Here is an 18,695-nt window from a genome sequence, read left to right as displayed (position 1 = left end):
GCCGCTGCAGCCTGTCCTGTCACTGACAGCCGTTTGGTGTAGGGCTGGGTTGCACAAAGCTATGATTCAGACCCGATTGATACAACCAACCAGGACCAAATGCCATGACTTCATCCGCCACGTCCCAACCCGTCGCTGCCAACGGTTATGCCGGTGATGTGACGCCCGAGCAGGCTTGGGCCTGGGTGCAGTCGGGGGAGGCCGAACTGGTGGACGTGCGCAGTGATGCTGAACGTGCCTGGGTGGGCTTTGTGCCCGGCGCGCACGCCTTGGCCTGGAAACAATGGCCCGGCATGGCCATGAACCCCGACTTTGACGCGGGCGTGCAAGCGGTGGGCGCTGGCGGCAAAAAGTTGTTGCTGCTGTGCCGCAGCGGCGTGCGCTCCATTGCCGCCGCCCAACGAGCCACCGAACTGGGGGTGCAGGCGTACAACATCCTCGAAGGCTTTGAGGGCGACCCGGACGCGCAGGCGCACCGGGGTCTCAAGGGTGGGTGGCGCTATCGCGGCCTGCCTTGGCAGCAAAACTGAGGGGCGTTTTTTGAGTCGGCGTTGACACCCCGGGCGAAGTCCCGGGGTCCATGCATTCAAACGCCCGGCGGCCGCTGATTGATCATCTCCAGGTTCGCCATCTCGTAGGCGTGGGCCAGTTTCAACAAGTCCATGTCGCCCTGCGGTTTGCCGATCAGCGCCAGGCCCATGGGCAATCCGTTCGCCCCAAAGCCTGCAGGCACGCTGATCGAGGGCAGCCCCGCAAAGGTGGCGTAAATCACGACCTCCATCCAGCGGTGGTAGGTGTCCATGGGGTGGCCCGCAATGCTTCGCGGCCAGCGCAGCGACGCATCAAAAGGCCAGACCTGGGCCACCGGAATGGCCAGCACGTCGAATTTTTCAAACAAGGCCAGCATGCTCAGGTAAAAACGCGTGCGGCTGGCGCTAGCGGCCATCAATTGCGATCCCGTTAAGCCCAGGGATTGGTCATGCTCCCACAGCGCCTCGGCTTTGATGTGCGTCCGGTTGGCGGGGTTGATCAGGAAAGGCGCGATGCGCGGCCCCACCAAAGCCTGCCGCCAGACCAACCAGGCTTGCCAGATTTGCTCAGGCGGCATGCCCAGCCGCGCTTCATCCACCGCACAGCCCATGCCCGAAAAGCTTTTCAGCGCCGATTGGCAAACTTCGAGAATGCCGTCCTCCATAGGCAAATAGCCTTGCAGGTTGCCCAGCCACCCAATGCGCTGGCCTTTGGGGTCGCTGTCCAAGGACCCCGCAAATACGGCCGGGTCACCGGTCAGGCTCAAGGGGCTTGAAGGGTGTGCCCCCGCTTGGGTTGACAGCAGCAGGGCCAAGTCAGCCACATGCCTGGCCATGGGGCCTTCGGTGGCCAGTTGGGCGATGAACACGTCTTGCGCGGGCGACATGGGCACACGGCCTTGCGAGGGGCGCAGGCCGAACACATGGTTCCAGCCCGCGGGATTGCGCAAACTGCCCATGAAGTCCGAGCCGTCGGCCACCGGCAGCAGGCGTTGCGCCAGTGCCACGGCCGCGCCGCCGCTGCTGCCACCGGCCGTTTTGCTCGGGTCCCAGGCGTTGCGGGTGGGTCCAAACACTTCGTTGAAGGTGTGCGAACCCAGGCCGAATTCAGGCGTGTTGGTCTTGCCGATCACGATAGCGCCCGCCGCTTTGATACGTTGGACCATGAGGCCATCTTCGCTGGCCACAAAGTCTTTCATGAGCGGGCTGCCCAAAGTGGTGCGCAGGCCTTGGGCATTGGCCAAGTCCTTGATGGCTTGGGGCATGCCGTGCATCCAGCCCATCGATTCGCCGCGTGCGAGTTGCGCATCGCGCTCACGCGCTTGTGCCATCAAAAGTTCGGGTTCTTGCAGGCTGACGATGGCATTGGACTGCGGATTCAGGCGCGCAATGCGTTCAAGGGTGGATTGCATCACTTCTTGGCACGACACCTGCTTGATGTGAATGGCGCGGGACAAATTAAGTGCAGAGGAATCAGGGTTGACCATGTGGTGATGCTCTCGGGTTTGTTTGTATTATGAAAGCGTTCGAAGGGCGATCGGCCACTGGTGAAAACCCCGACTCCGTTTTGCGCAAAGGTGACGCTTGTTCGTTTTGAAAGCTGTCATCATGATTTTTCAACTGTTCCTATTTTGGAGATCTGATCATGAAGAGACGTGTAATGTTTGCCGCCACCGGCTTGTTGGGTTTGAGCCTGCTGGCCCCTGTGGTGGCACAAGCCCAAGACAACAAGGTGTTCCGTTTTGTGCCCCATGCCAACCTGGCGGTGCTCGACCCCATCTGGACCACCGCCTACGTGACGCGCAACCATGCGTACATGATTTACGACACGCTGTTCTCTGAAGACGCGCAGGGCAACATCAAGCCCCAGATGGTGGACACCTACACCACCTCGACCGACCGAAAGACCTGGACTTTTAAACTTCGCGCTGGCTTGGAGTTCCATGACGGCAAGCCAGTGACCAGCGAAGACGTGGTGGCCTCGCTCAAGCGCTGGGCCAGCCGCGACGCCATGGGCGGCATCCTGAACACCTTCATCGACCGCTACGAAACACCCGATGCGAGCACCTTCCGAATGATCCTCAAGGAGCCCAGCGGCATCGTGATCGACGCCTTGGGCAAGGCCTCGTCCAACGTGCCGTTCATCATGCCCGCACGCATTGCGGCCACACCCGGTGCTGAGCAAATCAAGGAGCACATTGGTTCGGGGCCCTTCATCTTCAAAGCCGATGAATTCAAGCCCGGTGCCCTCGTGGTGTACACACGCAACACCAAATACAGGTCGCGCACCGAAGCGCCCAGCGGCATGGCCGGTGGCCGTCCAGTCAACTTTGACCGTGTGGAGTGGGTCATCATCCGCGACCCGCAAACCCAGTTCAACGCCATCAAGGCGGGTGAAGTGGACATGATTGAGCAGCCCAGCTTTGAGCAGTACGAAACCCTGAAGAAGACCGAGGGCCTGAAGGTCGATGACTTCTCGCCAGCAGGCTTGCAGTTCATCATGCGCTTCAACCACTTGCACAAGCCTTTTGACAACCCCAAGATTCGCCAAGCGGCCATGGTGGCCATCGGTCAGCAGGCCTACATCAACACCCAGATCGGCGTGCCCGAGTTGGGCAAGCTGTGCCGCAGCATCTTCCCTTGCGGTACGATTTATGCGGATGAAAACACCGGTTATTTCACCGGCATCGCCAACCCGGCCAAAGCCCGCGAAATGCTGAAAGAAGCGGGTTACGACAACACCCCTGTGCTCTTGATGCGCCCGACCGATTTGGCCTCGATCGCCAAGATCCCGTTGGTGGCCAAGCAGCAACTCGAAGCCGCTGGCTTCAAGGTGGACTTCCAGCAAATGGACTGGGCTTCATTGTTGGCCCGCCGCGCCAAGAAAGACGCGCCTGCAGCGGGTGGCTGGAATGCTTTCCTGACCGCTTGGACGGCCGGCGACATCACTAACCCATTGGCCATGGCCATGCTGAATGCCAAGGGTGACACTGGTTGGTTCGGTTGGCAAAACGAGCCGCGCCTTGAGACATTGAAGGCCAGTTTTGCCCGTGCAGGCTCCAACGAAGAGAAAAAGAAATTGGCCAGCCAGATTCAGGCCGTGGCCTTTGAAACAGCCACCCACGCACCTTTGGGCCAATACCGTCAGCCCACGGTGCTTCGCAGCAATGTGAGTGGCCTTTTGGAAACACCCGGTATCCCAGCCATGTGGAACCTCAAGAAAAACTGATCAGGTCCTGAGCGATGTTTCAATTCGTCCTGCGCCGCCTGTTGGCGGTGCTGCCGGTCCTGCTCGTCGTGTCGCTGGTGGTCTTCCTCATCCTGAGGTTGGCCCCCGGTGACCCGGCTGCGGTCATTGCCGGCAACAGCGCCACCAACGACGACATCAACCGCATCCGCGAACAGTTGGGTCTGGATCGCTCCATCGTTTCCCAATACTTCATCTGGATCGGGCGGGTGTTTCAGGGCGACCTGGGGTTTTCGTATTACCTGAACAAACCCGTCACCGAGCTGATCGGGCAGCGCATCGAACCGACCCTTTCCCTGGCAGCGGGCACCTTGGTGCTGGCCATTGCCGTGGCCATTCCGCTGGGGACCATTGCGGCCTGGCGCATGGGGGGCTGGCTCGACAAAATCCTGTCCGGTTTTTCGGTGGCTGGGTTTTCGGTGCCGGTGTTTGTGGTGGGCTATCTGCTGATCTACCTGTTTGCCATTCGTTTGGAATGGCTGCCGGTACAGGGCTACAAGACCTTGTTCGGGCCGCGCAGTGTCGGCGTATGGGATTGGATGCGGCAGTTGATCCTGCCCTGGATGACGTTGGCCATGATTTATGTGGCGCTGATTGCGCGGGTCACCCGGGCCAGCGTGTCCGAGGCCCTGACCGAAGACTACATCCGCACCGCACGGGCTAAGGGCCTGACCGAGCAGGTGGTGCTGCTGCGCCACGCGCTGGCCAATGCGGCCGTGCCCATCGTCACCGTGATCGGCATTGGCGTGGCCTTGTTGATTGGCGGGGTGGTGGTGACCGAGACGGTGTACGCCATCCCGGGGCTGGGCCAGTTGACGGTGGACGCGGTGCTCAACCGCGACTTTCCAGTGATTCAGGGTTTGGTCCTGCTGTTTTCCTGTGCCTACGTGTTCATCAACCTGCTGGTCGATTTGAGCTACCTCTTTCTTGATCCGAGGATCCGTTACTGATGTCAGTCTCTCGTCGTTTATGGGCCAACGGCTCGATCCGGTTTGGTGCCGTGGTGCTCGGGTTCATGGTCTTGGTGTCCTTGCTGGCACCTTGGCTGGGCACCTTGGACCCAGCCGCCATGGACTCCAACTTCATCAACAAGCCTGCGGGCCTCAAGGGTGACTTCACCTTGGTCGACGGCAGCACGGTGGCGCACACCTTCTGGCTGGGAACCGACAGTTTTGGCCGCGACCTCTACAGCCGCGTGGTCTACGGGGCGCAAGTGTCTTTGCTGGTGGGGGGATTCACCGCCGCGCTGGCGCTGGCGCTGGGCGGATTTTTGGGCATGATGGCCGGTTACTTTCGGCAAGTCGATGCGGTGCTCATGCGCTTCATGGATGGCCTGATGGCCATTCCCGCCATCTTGCTGGCCATTGCGCTGGTCGCGGCATTGGGCGCGCAAGTGTGGACGGTGGTGGTGGCCATCGCCATCCCCGAGGTGCCGCGCGTGACGCGCTTGGTGCGCTCTTTGGTGCTGAGCCTGCGTGAAGAGCCTTTTGTGGAGGCGGCCCGAGCGCTGGCTACGCCCACGTCCGTGATCCTGTGGCGGCACATCCTGCCCAATGCTTTGGCCCCCTTGATCGTGCAGGGCACCTTTGTGGCGGCATCGGCCGTTTTGACCGAGGCGATCCTGAGTTTTCTGGGCCTGGGCCTGCCGCCCGACATCCCCACATGGGGCAACATCATGGCCGAGGGGCGTGTGCAATTTAGCCAGTACCCCGGCAACGTGCTGTACCCCGCCTTGTTTTTGGTGCCCACGGTGCTGGCCGTGAATTTGTTGGGGGATGGTTTGCGCGACGTGCTTGACCCCAAGTTTGCAAAGAGGGGGACATGATGAGCACAGCATCCCCTCAACCGGTCCTGTCCATTCAACAACTCTCGGTGGCGCTGCCTGCGGGCAGTGACCGGGCGCACGCGGTGCACCAGGTGTCATTGACGATCCATCCCGGGCAGACATTGTGTGTGGTGGGCGAGTCAGGCTCGGGCAAATCGGTCATGGCCACCACGGTGATGGGTTTGCTGGCCAAGGAGCTGCGCGCCAGCGGTGGTGAGATCGTGCTGCAAGGCGAGTCCTTGCTAAATGCCTCGGCTTCGCGTTTGCGCGCTTTGCGCGGGCGCAGCATGGGCATGGTGTTCCAGGAACCCATGACCGCGCTCAATCCGGTAATGAATTGCGGTGACCAGGTCGACGAGTTGCTCTCGACGCACACCGATTGGCCCCGTGACCAACGCCGCGCCGAAATTTTGCGCATCTTTGAGCGTGTTCGCTTGCCTGATCCTGAGCGCATGCTGCGCAGCTACCCACACCAGCTGAGTGGGGGTCAGCGCCAACGCATCGTGATCGCCATGGCCGTGGTGCTCAAGCCGGCCTTGATCATTTGCGACGAGCCGACCACGGCGCTCGACGTGACCACGCAAAAAGAAATTTTGCGCTTGATTGCCGACCTGCAACGCGAGCAGGGCAGTGCGGTGCTTTTCATCACGCACGACATGGGGGTGGTGGCCGAGATCGCCGACGAGGTGCTGGTGATGAACCAGGGCGAAGCGGTCGAGGGCGGTCCTTGCGAGCAGGTGCTGCGCCGACCCAAGGCGGAGTACACCCGCCAGTTGCTCGCCGCCGTGCCGGGCATGACGCCGCCTGCGGCCAAACCCGCCTTCAGTGGTTCGGCTTTGTTGTCGGGCCAAGGCGTGGGTAAAACCTACGCCAGCCGCGACTGGATGGGCCGCAGCCGCGCCACCGCCGCGCTGCAAAACGCCCATGTGGCGGTGCACGCCGGCGAGACCGTGGGCATTGTGGGCGAGTCCGGTTCGGGCAAGTCCACCTTTGCCCGTTGCCTGATCCGCTTGATCGACCCGACCGAGGGTCGCATCTTGTGGGGTGACGACGAGGTGGCCACCTTGCCTGAGGGTCGCTTGCGTCCTTTGCGCAACCGTGTGCAAGTGGTGTTCCAAGACCCCAACCGGTCCCTCAACCCGCGCCGCACGGTGGGCCAGTCCATGGTCGAAGGGGCCATGAACTTTGGCCAATCTCGTGCCGAGGCCGAAGCCTTGGCAGCCGAGCTGATGGCGCAGGTGCGTTTGCCGGTCGAGGCGCTTAAGCGTTACCCCAGCCAGTTCAGCGGTGGTCAACGCCAACGCCTGGCCATCGCGCGAGCGCTGGCCTGTCGCCCTCAGGTGCTGGTGGCCGATGAGGCGGTGAGTGCCCTGGATGTGAGCGTGCAGGCGCAGATTCTGAATTTGCTGCGCGAAATCCAGGGCCGCTTGGGTCTGGGTTTGCTCTTCATCACGCACGACCTGCGTGTGGCCGCCCAGTTGTGCGACCGTGTGATCGTGATGCACCAAGGCCTTATCGTCGAAGAAGGCCCGACCGCAGAGCTTTACGCAAATCCCCAACAAGATTACACGCGCCGCTTGCTGCACGCAGCGCCTGCCGCTTTGCCGCCCCTTGAAGCTGCACCTTGATGTCCCACCGAGACAGCGCAGCTTCAGTCAGCTTGATTTGAACCCTGAACACGGCCCCCCATGACCCGTATCCTGATCGCTGGTTACCAGCACGAGACCAACACTTTTGCCCCCAGCCTTGCCGATTGGCCCGCCTTCCAAAGCGGCGAGGCCTTTCCGGCCTATGTGCGTGGGCAAGCCATGCTGGACCAGATGACGGGAGTGAACATTCCGGCGGGTGGCTTCATCGACGTGGCCCGGCGTGAAGGCTGGCAGTTGGTGCCCTCGGCTTGGGCCGGAGCTACGCCATCTTCTTATGTGACGCAAGATGCGTTCGAGCGCATTTGCAGCGCCATCCTGGATGACGTGCGAGCGGCCATGGTGCAGGGGCTGGACGGTGTGTACTTGGATCTGCATGGCGCAGCCGTGGCTGAAAACGCAGACGACAGCGAAGGCGAACTGATCGCTCGCATCCGCGCCGTGGTCGGCCCCAAGCTGCCCATCGTGGCCAGCCTGGACCTGCACGCCAACGTGACCGAGCGCATGCTGCAGTTGTCCGATGGCCTGGTGGCTTACCGCACCTACCCGCACATCGACATGGCCGATACCGGCGAGCGCGCCGCCATGTTGCTGCGCGAGCATTTTCGCGCAGGCGCCAAGCGCCCGATGCAGGCGCGTCGCCTGCCGTTTTTGATACCACTCAACGCGCAAAGCACCTGGATGTCCCCGGCCAAAGACCTCTACGACGAGATGATCGCGCTGGAGTCGCAAACCGGTTGCATGCTTAGTTTTTGCATGGGTTTTCCGGCGTCTGACTTTGATGAATGTGGCCCCGTGGTCTGGGGCCATGGCCCGCAGGCGGAAGCTGCGGTGCAGCGCTTGTTTGAACGTGTGGCCGAACCCGGCCAGTGGCGTCCCGATGTGTTGCCCGCCCGCGAGGCGGTGACGCAAGCCCTGGCCACGGCCGAGGTGTCTGCCGCCCCCGTGGTCATGGCCGACACACAAGACAACCCGGGCGCAGGCGGTGACAGCAACACCACCGGCATGCTGCATGCCCTGCTGCAACAAGGCGCTGGCCAGCGCTGGCCTGGCCAAGTGGCTGTGGGTTTGTTATACGACCCCGAAGCCGCCCGCATGGCCCATGCCGCAGGGGTGGGGGCCAGCTTGCAACTGGCTTTGGGTAAGGCCGTGCCCACCTTCACGGGACTGGCAAGCGACCCGCCTTTGCAGGGACGCTTCACGGTACGGGCTTTGGGGCCAGATTACTGCGAACTCAAAGGCCCGATGATGACCGGCATGAAAGCCAAGATCGGACCTTGCGCTTGCCTTGAAATCGATGGCGTGTTCATCGCCGTGTCCAGCGGCAAATGCCAGATGCTCGACCGCGAACTGTTTCGCGCCGTGGGCATCCACCCTGAGCAAATGAAGCTGCTCGTGGTCAAAAGCTCTAATCATTTCCGGGCCGACTTCACCCCCATCGCCAGCCGCGTGCTGGTGGCCAAAGCGGCAGGCCCTATGGCCGCCGATCCGGGCGATCTGCCCTGGAAAAAACTCAGCCCGAACACCCGCACCCGGCCTTGAAGTGGTTGGACGGTCAGGTTTTTGATCATTTTTTGAAGAGGCACCCCCATGAGCGCGACACCCCAAGACCTGACCCAAGCCCCCGCCCACGAACTGCTGGCGCTGTACCGCAGCGGCCAGGCCTCACCGGTCGAGGTGACGCAGGCGGTGATTTCGCGCATCGAGCGCGTCAACCCGCAAATCAATGCGTTTTGCCTGGTCGACGAAAAAGCGGCTCTGGCCAGCGCTCGCGCCAGCGAAGCCCGCTGGCAGGCACACCGCCAGCAAGGCACGCCCGTGGGCGCACTGGATGGCGTGCCCACCTCCATCAAGGACCTGATCCTGACCCAAGGCTGGCCCACCTTGCGCGGCAGCCGCACGGTTGACCCGAACCAGCCCTGGGATGTTGACGCCCCGTCCACCGCCCGTCTGCGCGAGGCCGGTGCCGTGTTGCTTGGCAAAACCACCACCCCCGAATTTGGCTGCAAGGGCGAGACCAACTCGCCCGCTACCGGCATCACCCGCAACCCCTGGAACCTGAACCACACGCCTGGCGGCTCCTCGGGCGGCACAGCCGCCGCCGTGGCCGCAGGCCTGGGGCCCATTGGCGTGGGCACCGATGGTGCGGGCAGCGTGCGCATTCCGGCGGCCTTTTGCGGCAACGTGGGCCTCAAACCCAGCTTTGGCCGCGTGCCGGCCTACCCCCTGTCACCGTTTGGCTCGGTGGCGCACTTGGGGCCACACACCATGAGCGTGCGCGATGCCGCCTTGATGACCAACGTGCTCAAGCAGCCCGATGCCCGCGACTGGACATCGCTGCCACCGGACGCCAGCGACTACACCGTGGGCCTGGAAGACGGTATTCGAGGCTTGAAGATTGCCTATTCGCCCACCTTGGGCTATGCAAAAAATGTGCACCCCGAAATCGCTGCTGCAGTTGAAGCCGCAGTGCAGCAACTGCAAGCCCTGGGCGCGCATGTGGAGAAGATCGACCCCGGCTTCGAGGACCCGCTCGAGATCACCACCGGCCTTTGGTTTTTGGGCGCCTACACCTTGTGGAAGGGCTTGAGCGCCGAGCAACAGGCCGTGGCCGACCCCGACTTCCAAACCGAGGCCGAACTGGGGGCGCAACTGAGCGCCTTGCAAATCCAACAACTCAACCAACGCCGAGGCGTTTTGGGCTCGCACATGCGCCAGTTCATGCAGCGCTTTGATCTGCTGGTCACACCTGCGGTGTCCATCCCGGCCTTTGAGGCGCGTGCGGCAGGTATGGTGACCATGAACCCGGTGTCCATGCTGGGCTGGACGCCTTTCAGCTACCCCTTCAACCTCACCCAGCAACCCGCCATCACCGTGCCTTGTGGCCTGACCCAAAGTGGCTTGCCCATGGGTCTGCAGATCGTGGGGCCCATGTTTGGCGACGCGTTGGTGTTGCGCGCCGCAAGGGCTTACGAGTCGGTGATGCCGGTGGCCCGCCCAAAGATTTGACGAACGCGCAGATCGGGTCATTGCACAGGCCCCTTTCTTGTCAGACATGCAAGCCGTACCTAGGGCGTACCCCTGCATGGGGAGTGTTATTGGCGACTTTGACAGCTAAATCTATAAATTCACTTTAATTATTTAATAAAATTTAAAATGAATACTTTTTTATAATATTTTATGATTTAATTTACAGGACTTTCGTTCGGCCTGTGGGTCAGTGGAGTTCTTATGCAATTGATTTGGGTCAGCGGCTCGGCTTCAAAAGTGGTGACCTTGTCCATCACGGCTCAAAAGATGGCGATGGTGGTGGCCGCCATGGCCAGTTTTTTTATGCTCCTGGGTTTTGTCTCGCATTTTGTCGGCCTGCGGTTGGCCATAGAGTACGTCCCTGAGCTGGCCCACCGGATAGGCGGAGTCACAAGCCAGGCCGAGCAAATGAAAATGGAGGCCCGCCACCAAGCACGCCTCGACGCACTGAACGAACAACTGGGTACTTTGGCCGATAAACTCAAAGAGATTGAAAGCATCAAGAACGATGCCCTGGGCCGACTGGGCGTGGAAAAGCTTCTGCCCACTGGCACCCCCAAAAACAACCCAATCTGGGGCCGTGGTGGTCCCTTAAACCTGCTCGGATCTTTGAGCTCCAACGGTGAGCGGCTTGACCACCGGATTGGACAAGCACTCAAACGGGTACAGGTGTACGACCAAGCCATGACAGAGATGCTCGATCTGTGGCAACAAGACCTCGTTCGGCTCGATCAACTCCCCACCACATTGCCTTTGACCGGTGAGTTCGTTTTGTCAAGCGGTTTTGGCTTCAGGCCCGACCCGATCACCCACCAAACCAGCCTGCACGAGGGCATTGACTTTGTAGCCGTTGTGGGAACTTCCATCCTTGTCACAGCGCCAGGCGTGGTCTCGCGTGCTGAATACATGGGGGCCTATGGCAACATGGTGGATGTTTTACATGCCAATGGTTTCACAACGCGTTATGCTCACATGCAGAGCATTGAGGTCAAGCTAGGTGATGTCTTGGTCCGCCAACAAAAGGTGGGCACTTTGGGCAACACAGGCCGCTCCACAGGACCCCATTTGCATTACGAAGTCATTTACAACGGCGTGGCCATGCACCCTACCAAAGCTTTGGCAGCTTGGGCCAAGCTCTGATAATCTCGGGTATTCGAAGCGAAAAGGAGAAAACATGTTTGGTTCAAAAAAAACGACACATACCCCTTTGGTCATGGGCCATGAAAAGTTCGACACGCTGATCGGGCGTAATGCCGAAATCCATGGGTGCCTGAAACTGAATGAAAGTGTTCGAATTGACGGCAAGGTGGTGGGTAATATCGAAGCGCCCAAAGACTCCGCCATCTCGGTGGTGATCGGATCCAATGGCGAAATCCAGGGAGATGTCATGGCCAGTCGCATCGTCGTGGCGGGCAAAGTGTCGGGCAATATCTATGCTTATGAGAGGGTCGAACTCATGGCCAGTGCGCTGGTTCAAGGCGACATCAAATACGCCTCCATGGCGGTGGAGCATGGTGCACGCCTGCTGGGCCTGATGCTTCAGATTGAGGGGAATGAGGTGCCAGCTAATTTGGGCCGTGATGCTCAAGCTGCCATCCACAAAGCCAAAACTGCCGGGCAGCCTGACTGAGGGACAGCCCGAAAGGGCAGTTGTCAAAAATCATTATCATCGGCGGATGACATTTTTAGCCATCGACGTAGGCAATACCCGCCTGAAATGGGCGCTGTACGCGCAACCCAGTCCTCGTGCTGAATTGGTGGCCCACGGCGCCGAATTCCTCGAAAACATCGACCGGCTTTCGGAAGGCTCTTGGGCCCAGTTGCCAGTGCCACGCCATATGCTCGGCTGCGTGGTGGCGGGTGATGCCATCAAGCGCCGGGTGCAAGAGCAAATGGAGTTGTGGGACTTCCCGCCCCAGTGGGTGGTGCCCAGCTCGCAAGAAGCCGGGCTCATCAACGGCTACGACTACCCCTCGCGCTTGGGTGCAGACCGCTGGGTGGCCATGATCGGTGCGCGCCAGCGCATGCTGGCGCAGTCAGGTCCTGCGCGCCCGCTGGTGGTGGTCATGGTGGGCACAGCCGTCACGGTGGAGGCCATAGACGCCGAAGGGCGCTTTTTGGGAGGCCTGATCCTGCCGGGCCACGGCATCATGCTGCGTGCCCTCGAGTCGGGCACAGCCGGGTTGCATGTGCCCACGGGCGAGGTGACCCCTTTTCCCACCAACACCAGCGACGCCCTGACCAGCGGTGGCACTTACGCCATTGCCGGGGCGTGCGAGCGCATGGTGCAGCACCTGCGAGACCACACCCACCTGGAGCCGATGTGCATCATGACGGGCGGTGCAGGCTGGAAAATGGCCCCGAGCATGTCGGTGCAATTCGAGCTGGTGGACAACCTGATTTTCGATGGTCTCTTGGCCATAGCCGCATCGCGCTTTGCCTGAAGGCCGCAGCGCAGCGCCCGTCAGGCGGTCTTTCAGCGCTGAGTCGCGCTGTAGGCTGTGCTCAGGCCGCGCAGGTGATTTTGCAAGTCAGCGCTGGCCATATAAGGCGTCAGCAAGGCCAGTACATGCTGAGCCCCTCGGGTCAGGGCCAAACCTGAGTTGGCGGGCTCCATGGCGTGTCGTGGGTCTCGAACATACTCGTAGCTGAGCCAATACGTCACCATCACCGACATGCTGGCTGACAGGGTTTCGATGCTGTCCGGGTCGATGCGCATCAGACCCGCTGCCGCAAGTGATTCCAGCATCTGCCGAAACGCATGGGTCTTGCGCGTGAGCACGGCATGAAAATGCATTTCCAGATGCCGGTTGCCCGACAACAAATTGTTCAGGTCGCGGTACAAAAAGCGGTGGTTCCAGACGCGCTCAAAAAGCGAGTGCAGAAAAAACCAGGCGTCCTCAATGTCTTGCACATCCGGCGCAGCATCCAGCAGGGCCAGCATGGCGCTCTCGTACTGGTCAAACAGGTGGTTGACCAGTGCGTCCTTGGAGGCAAAGTGGTAGTAGAGGTTGCCGGGGCTGATGCTCAGTTCTGCCGAGATCAGCGTGGTTGACACATTTGGTTCGCCGAACCGGTTGAAAAGGCCCAGCGTCACCTCGGCGATGCGCTCAGCGGTGCGGCGGGGGGCTTTTTTGGCCATGGCAAGTCAGCGGCGTGGGCCAGGCCGATCAGGCCGATTTGCTGCGCTGCTTTTTGGCGCTGGCCGATGAAGTCTTGGGGGCGGATTTGGCAGCAGTTTTTGCGGCTGTTTTGCCCACAGCTTTGACCATGGGTTTGCCCGAGGCTTGGCGTGCCGACTTCGACAAGGACTTGGCCTTTTTGGCGGCCGCCTGGGCTTGCTGTTTTGTGCTGCCGCTCATGGCGAGCCACTGCGTTTCGAGTTGGGTCACGCGGTCGTTGAGCATCTGGATGTCCAGCAGCGAGGGCATGCCCAGCCGATGCAAGGCCTTGGCCACGCGGTCTTCAAACAGGTGTTCCAGCTTGTCCACTCGCCCTGAGGTAGATTGACCAAAGTCGGTGGTCAGGTGGCTCAGGCGCTCAGTGGCCTCTTGCAGGCGTTGTTGCGCCTCGGACTGGCTTTTGCGCTGAAAAGCCAGTCCGTCGTTCACCAGTGCCTCCATCGCTTTGCTGCCTTCTTGCTGCGCTTTGGCCAGCGCCCCCAAGCCTGCCAGCCAAACATGCTGCGCTGGCGGCGTCACGCTTTCAGAGGCGTTGGCCATGGGGTGGGTCTTGTGGGGGGTGTCTTTTGATGAGGCCATGGTGCACTTCCTGAACAGACTGCCACTGTAACCTGATGCCGCTACTTTGGGCTCTGGGTTGCAGCCAGCCGCTGTTTGTCGGAATCACCCGGCGATGCTTCTAAAATCAGCATTTGTTGGTGCAGCCTCCCGTGGCACCCTTGAGCAGACCTCATCCATGACCCTTCTTGTCACCGGCGCGGCCGGATTCATTGGCGCCAACTTTGTGCTGGACTGGCTGGCATCCAGCCAAGAGCCCATCATCAACCTCGACAAACTCACCTACGCGGGCAATCTGGAAACCTTGTCCAGCCTGCAAGGCGATGCGCGGCATGTCTTTGTGCAAGGTGACATCGGTGACGCCGAACTGGTCAGCCGATTGCTGGCCGAGCACCAACCCCGCGCTGTGCTCAACTTCGCCGCCGAAAGCCATGTGGACCGCTCCATCCATGGCCCGGTAGACTTCATCGAAACGAACATCGTGGGCACCTTCCGATTGCTGGAATCGGTGCGTGGGTACTGGTCGGCTTTGCCTGAAAGTCGCAAATCGGCTTTCCGTTTTTTGCACGTCTCCACCGACGAGGTCTACGGCTCGCTGGCCAAAGACGACCCCGCCTTTGCCGAGACGCACCGCTACGAGCCCAACAGCCCCTACAGCGCAAGCAAGGCCGCATCTGACCACCTGGTGCGCGCCTGGCACCACACCTATGGCCTGCCGGTGCTCACCACCAACTGCTCCAACAACTACGGCCCGTATCACTTTCCCGAAAAACTCATCCCACTCATGATCGTCAATGCATTGGCGGGCAAGCCTTTGCCGGTCTACGGAGACGGCATGCAGATCCGTGACTGGCTGTATGTGAAGGACCACTGCAGCGCGATTCGCCGCGTGCTCGAAGCTGGCCGCCTGGGCGAGACCTACAACGTGGGCGGCTGGAACGAAAAGCCCAACATCGAGATTGTGAAAACGGTGTGCGCGCTGCTGGACGAGTTGCGCCCCCGCGCCGACGGCCAGCCCTACGCCCAGCAAATCAGCTACGTGACCGACCGCCCCGGCCATGACCGGCGCTATGCCATCGATGCCCACAAGATCGAGGCCGAGTTGGGCTGGAAGCCGGCCGAGACCTTTGAAACCGGCATCCGCAAAACCGTGCAGTGGTACCTGGCCAACCCGCAATGGGTCAGCAATGTGCAAAGCGGCGCCTACCGCGACTGGGTCCAAAAACAATACCAAGCCTCATGAAAATCCTATTGCTTGGAAAAAATGGCCAGGTCGGCTGGGAATTGCAGCGCAGCCTGGCCCCCTTGGGCCCAGTGTTGGCGCTGGACCGGCACAGCACAGACTTTTGCGGTGACTTGAACCACCCGGAGCGCCTGGCGCAAACGGTGCGCGACTGGCGTCCCGACGTCATCGTCAACGCCGCCGCCCACACGGCAGTCGACAAGGCCGAGTCCGAACCCGACCTGGCCCGCTGCCTGAACGCCACCGCCCCCGCCGCGCTGGCGCAGTCCGCTGCCGCAATCGGTGCCTGGCTGGTGCATTACTCGACCGACTACGTGTTCAGCGGCCAAGGCAATCAAGCTTGGCAAGAGGGCGATGCCACCGGGCCGCTCAGCGTATACGGCCAGACCAAACTCGAAGGCGAGCAAGCCATTGTTGCCAGTGGTTGCAAACACCTGATTTTTCGCACCAGCTGGGTGTATGCAGCGCGGGGCGGTAACTTTGCCAAGACCATGCTGCGCCTGGCTGGTGAACGCGAACGCCTCACGGTGATCGATGACCAACACGGCGCGCCCACCGGCGCAGACCTGATCGCCGATGTGACGGCCCACGCCATCCGCCAAGCCATGGCCAACCCGACACCGGCTTTGGCAGGCATTTACCACCTGGTGGCTTCGGGTGAAACCAGTTGGCACGGCTATGCCAGCCATGTGATCGCGCAGGCGCGGCACCTCCATCCCGAGCAGGGCCTGAAAGTGACCGACATCGCCCCCGTGCCCACTTCGGCTTTCCCGACGCCGGCCAAGCGGCCTTTCAATTCGCGCCTCAGCACCCACAAACTGCAGCAAGCCTTTGGGCTGGTGTTGCCGCCCTGGCAGCAAGGTGTCAACCGCATGCTGGCCGAGATTCTCTGAGCTGTCTTGGGCTTGCGGCACAATCTCCAGAACTTTGTGAACCTTCTTCGACAACCCCGTTTCGAACCATGACCGACACCACTGCTGCCTCCACCGTTGCACCGCATGACCAAGCCCAGATCCTGGCGCAGGCCATGCCCTACATCCGCAAGTTCCACGGCAAGACACTGGTCATCAAATACGGCGGCAACGCCATGACCGACCCGGCCCTGCAGCAAGCCTTTGCCGAAGACGTGGTGCTGCTCAAACTGGTGGGCATGAACCCGGTGGTGGTGCACGGCGGCGGCCCACAGATCGAAACGGCCTTGAAGCGCCTGGGCAAAACCGGCGAATTCATCCAAGGCATGCGCGTGACCGATGCCGAAACCATGGAAGTGGTCGAGTGGGTGCTGGGCGGCGAAGTGCAGCAAGACATCGTCGGCATGATCAACCGCGCCGGCGGCAAAGCCGTGGGCCTGACGGGTCGAGACGGTGGCCTGATTCGTGCCAAAAAACTGCGCCTGATCGACAGTCAAGACCCCACCAAAGAACACGACGTGGGCCAGGTCGGCGAGATTGAAAGCATTGACCCCTCTATCCTCCAATGCCTGCAAGACGACGCCTTCATTCCGGTGGTCAGCCCCATTGGTTTTGGTGTCAACAATGAAAGCTACAACATCAACGCCGACGTGGTGGCCGCCAAGCTGGCCGCCGTGCTGCAAGCCGAAAAGTTGCTCATGCTCACCAACATCCGGGGTGTGCTCGACAAAGAAGGCAACTTGCTCACCGATCTGACCCCCAGCCGCATTGACGAATTGTGTGCCGACGGCACCATCAGCGGCGGCATGATCCCCAAAATTGCGGGCGCGCTCGATGCCGCCAAAAGCGGCGTCAACGCGGTGCACATCATCGACGGCCGTGTGCCCCATGCCATGCTGCTCGAGGTGCTTTCTGAGCAAGCTTTTGGCACCATGATCCGCAGCCGATAAAACCAGACCGACAGCAAGCGCGGCGACACCACAAAGGGAAGACATGGCAGTTTCAGATCCATCCTCAAAGCACGAGCACGAGCGCGACGAGGACGCGACGCTGGCACGCAAACGGCCACGCCCCGGTGAACGCCGGTTGCAGATATTGCAAACCCTGGTGGCCATGCTCGAGCAGCCCGGTGCCGAACGCGTCACCACCGCAGGCTTGGCCACCAAAATCGGCGTGAGCGAAGCGGCCTTGTACCGTCACTTTGCCAGCAAGGCGCAGATGTTCGAAGGCCTGATCGACTTTGTGGACCAGTCCGTGATCGGTTTGATTCGGCAAGTCACCGACCGCGAACCTGTGGGCCCCAACCAAGCCACGCGCATCGTGACACTGCTGCTGCAGTTCGCCGAAAAAAACCCCGGCATGTGCCGCGTCATGAACGGCGATGCGCTGGTGCTGGAGCACGAGCGCTTGCAAGAGCGCATCAACTTGCTGTTTGACAAGATCGAAGCGCAACTGCGCCAATCCCTCAAAGGCACCGAGTCCGCCACGCCAACGGCCAATGCCCAAGTGACCGCATCCTTGCTGGTGGCCTTCATTCAGGGGCGCTTGCAGCGCTTTGCCCATTCGGGCTTCAAGCGTTTGCCGTCAGAGCATTTGCAGGCGGCGTTGGGGCGGATGATTTAGGCAGGCATCAAGTCCCCCACGATCGCAAGTCCTGATGACAAGGGTCATGGGCTGACGTATAAACGATCCATGCAAGAATTTTGGGACTTTTCCAAGACAACGGGTACAGCCAAGATGCCCGTATCGGTTTTGTCGAACCTGCTGAATGTGAGCGTTCTGACCATCAGCCAGCCCATACTTCAAGCCATCAACCAGATCAGCGACGTTGATTACATCTCCCTGGTTGAGCATCCCTCTTCGGGTCAAAAACCGATTCAGTTTGCCTACGCGACCAAAGAAAGCCAGCCGAACCGTGATGTCACAAGAGAATGTTTTGAACGTTACCGAAACTTGTACTTCAAACAAGATCCGGTCACGCACCTGCTGGACCAAATGCACGCCCATGATAAAAAGTGCGAGGGTGTTGCTGCCTTGCATGTGATGCGTGAAGATATTCCAGACAACGCTTGGAAACGTGACATTTACGAACGTGAAAATTTGCCAGACCGCTTGTCGTTTCTGTTTTCTCCCTCACCCGAGCATCGCTTGGCTGTGAATCTTTACCGCTCTGCCAAACAGGGTCACTTCACCCCGGGTGAACTTGAGACACTGCTTCCCCTAGGGGCACTGATCGCACAGGTTTTCAGGTCGCGCCTTGCTGGGCTCAAGATTTTCAGTGGTGCCACAACGGCGGAGCAATTGGAAGATGCTCTGCATGCCCGTGCGCCAGGTCTGTCGGCCCGGGAAAGGGCCGTGTGCGCACGCATTGCTTCAGGCATGAGTGTGGATGGCATTGCTGTCGACCTGGGCGTTGCACCTTCGACTGTGATGACGCTGCGCAAGCGTGCCTATGCCAAGCTTCAAGCGCAAGGGGGTCCCAGCGACCGTTTGCGTTTGGTTCGCTGGCTTACGGTCAGCTGA

Annotated in this window: 18 protein-coding genes; 15 read left to right on the top strand and 3 right to left on the bottom strand. The window is 60.7% G+C overall.

Annotation, left to right across the window (positions count from 1 at the left end; translation table 11 throughout):
- Nucleotides 1-104 precede the first annotated feature (104 nt).
- Nucleotides 105-530: a rhodanese-like domain-containing protein gene (locus tag B9Z49_RS11470; protein WP_108353577.1), complete on the top strand. Its 426-nt coding sequence runs from the start codon at nucleotides 105-107 to the stop codon at nucleotides 528-530.
- Between the two features lie 56 nt (nucleotides 531-586).
- Here the strand turns inward: B9Z49_RS11470 and B9Z49_RS11465 are convergent, their stop codons facing one another.
- Nucleotides 587-2,017, bottom strand: a complete 1,431-nt coding sequence (locus tag B9Z49_RS11465) for an amidase (protein ID WP_108353576.1) — start codon at nucleotides 2,015-2,017, stop codon at nucleotides 587-589.
- A gap of 158 nt (nucleotides 2,018-2,175) precedes the next feature.
- Between B9Z49_RS11465 and B9Z49_RS11460 the strand changes: the two genes are divergently transcribed.
- The 9 genes from B9Z49_RS11460 (at nucleotide 2,176) to B9Z49_RS11420 (ending at nucleotide 12,722) form a co-directional block, all read left to right on the top strand.
- On the top strand, nucleotides 2,176-3,759 hold the full coding sequence (locus tag B9Z49_RS11460) for an ABC transporter substrate-binding protein (RefSeq protein WP_108353575.1): 1,584 nt from the start codon (nucleotides 2,176-2,178) through the stop codon (nucleotides 3,757-3,759).
- Nucleotides 3,760-3,773: 14 nt separating this feature from the next.
- A complete protein-coding gene (locus B9Z49_RS11455; protein WP_108353574.1) occupies nucleotides 3,774-4,727 on the top strand; it encodes an ABC transporter permease in 954 nt (317 codons plus the stop codon).
- Complete coding sequence (locus B9Z49_RS11450; protein ID WP_108353573.1) at nucleotides 4,727-5,602, top strand: ABC transporter permease; 876 nt, start codon at nucleotides 4,727-4,729, stop codon at nucleotides 5,600-5,602. The genes B9Z49_RS11455 and B9Z49_RS11450 overlap by 1 nt, the downstream gene beginning before the upstream one ends.
- Nucleotides 5,602-7,230 (top strand): ABC transporter ATP-binding protein, encoded by a 1,629-nt coding sequence (locus B9Z49_RS11445; RefSeq protein WP_108353632.1) that lies wholly within the window; start codon nucleotides 5,602-5,604, stop codon nucleotides 7,228-7,230. The genes B9Z49_RS11450 and B9Z49_RS11445 overlap by 1 nt, the downstream gene beginning before the upstream one ends.
- Before the next feature lie 60 nt (nucleotides 7,231-7,290).
- A complete protein-coding gene (locus B9Z49_RS11440; RefSeq protein ID WP_108353572.1) occupies nucleotides 7,291-8,790 on the top strand; it encodes a M81 family metallopeptidase in 1,500 nt (499 codons plus the stop codon).
- Nucleotides 8,791-8,838: 48 nt separating this feature from the next.
- Nucleotides 8,839-10,257, top strand: a complete 1,419-nt coding sequence (locus tag B9Z49_RS11435) for an amidase (protein WP_108353571.1) — start codon at nucleotides 8,839-8,841, stop codon at nucleotides 10,255-10,257.
- Between the two features lie 222 nt (nucleotides 10,258-10,479).
- The gene (locus tag B9Z49_RS11430; protein WP_108353570.1) at nucleotides 10,480-11,418 is read left to right on the top strand and encodes a M23 family metallopeptidase; all 939 of its coding nucleotides are present in this window, start codon (nucleotides 10,480-10,482) and stop codon (nucleotides 11,416-11,418) included.
- 34 nt (nucleotides 11,419-11,452) lie between these two features.
- Nucleotides 11,453-11,908, top strand: a complete 456-nt coding sequence (locus B9Z49_RS11425; protein WP_158273481.1) for a polymer-forming cytoskeletal protein — start codon at nucleotides 11,453-11,455, stop codon at nucleotides 11,906-11,908.
- 46 nt (nucleotides 11,909-11,954) lie between these two features.
- Nucleotides 11,955-12,722, top strand: a complete 768-nt coding sequence (locus B9Z49_RS11420; RefSeq protein WP_108353568.1) for a type III pantothenate kinase — start codon at nucleotides 11,955-11,957, stop codon at nucleotides 12,720-12,722.
- Between the two features lie 32 nt (nucleotides 12,723-12,754).
- Here the strand turns inward: B9Z49_RS11420 and B9Z49_RS11415 are convergent, their stop codons facing one another.
- Nucleotides 12,755-13,420 carry a TetR/AcrR family transcriptional regulator gene (locus B9Z49_RS11415; protein WP_108353567.1) on the bottom strand — a complete coding sequence of 222 codons (666 nt, stop codon included), beginning with the start codon at nucleotides 13,418-13,420 and terminating at the stop codon, nucleotides 12,755-12,757.
- Nucleotides 13,421-13,448: 28 nt separating this feature from the next.
- Nucleotides 13,449-14,039, bottom strand: coding sequence for a phasin family protein (locus tag B9Z49_RS11410; protein ID WP_108353566.1), 591 nt, complete (start codon nucleotides 14,037-14,039; stop codon nucleotides 13,449-13,451).
- Nucleotides 14,040-14,196: 157 nt separating this feature from the next.
- Between B9Z49_RS11410 and rfbB the strand changes: the two genes are divergently transcribed.
- The 5 genes from rfbB to B9Z49_RS22445 all read left to right on the top strand — a co-directional run bounded on the left by rfbB (nucleotide 14,197) and on the right by B9Z49_RS22445 (nucleotide 18,695).
- Nucleotides 14,197-15,261, top strand: a complete 1,065-nt coding sequence (rfbB, locus tag B9Z49_RS11405) for a dTDP-glucose 4,6-dehydratase (RefSeq protein ID WP_108353565.1) — start codon at nucleotides 14,197-14,199, stop codon at nucleotides 15,259-15,261.
- On the top strand, nucleotides 15,258-16,154 hold the full coding sequence (rfbD, locus tag B9Z49_RS11400) for a dTDP-4-dehydrorhamnose reductase (RefSeq protein ID WP_108353564.1): 897 nt from the start codon (nucleotides 15,258-15,260) through the stop codon (nucleotides 16,152-16,154). Before rfbB ends, rfbD begins: the two co-directional genes overlap by 4 nt.
- Nucleotides 16,155-16,222: 68 nt before the next feature.
- Nucleotides 16,223-17,122, top strand: a complete 900-nt coding sequence (gene argB / locus B9Z49_RS11395) for an acetylglutamate kinase (protein ID WP_108353563.1) — start codon at nucleotides 16,223-16,225, stop codon at nucleotides 17,120-17,122.
- Nucleotides 17,123-17,165: 43 nt separating this feature from the next.
- Nucleotides 17,166-17,795: a nucleoid occlusion factor SlmA gene (slmA, locus tag B9Z49_RS11390; protein WP_108353562.1), complete on the top strand. Its 630-nt coding sequence runs from the start codon at nucleotides 17,166-17,168 to the stop codon at nucleotides 17,793-17,795.
- Nucleotides 17,796-17,864: 69 nt separating this feature from the next.
- On the top strand, nucleotides 17,865-18,695 hold the full coding sequence (locus B9Z49_RS22445) for a LuxR C-terminal-related transcriptional regulator (RefSeq protein WP_108353561.1): 831 nt from the start codon (nucleotides 17,865-17,867) through the stop codon (nucleotides 18,693-18,695).

Source organism: Limnohabitans sp. 2KL-51, assembly GCF_003063645.1.
Classification (GTDB): Bacteria; Pseudomonadota; Gammaproteobacteria; order Burkholderiales; family Burkholderiaceae_C; genus Limnohabitans_A.
Note: the sequence above shows the minus strand (reverse complement) of the source record. Positions and strands in the feature narration are given on the sequence as shown.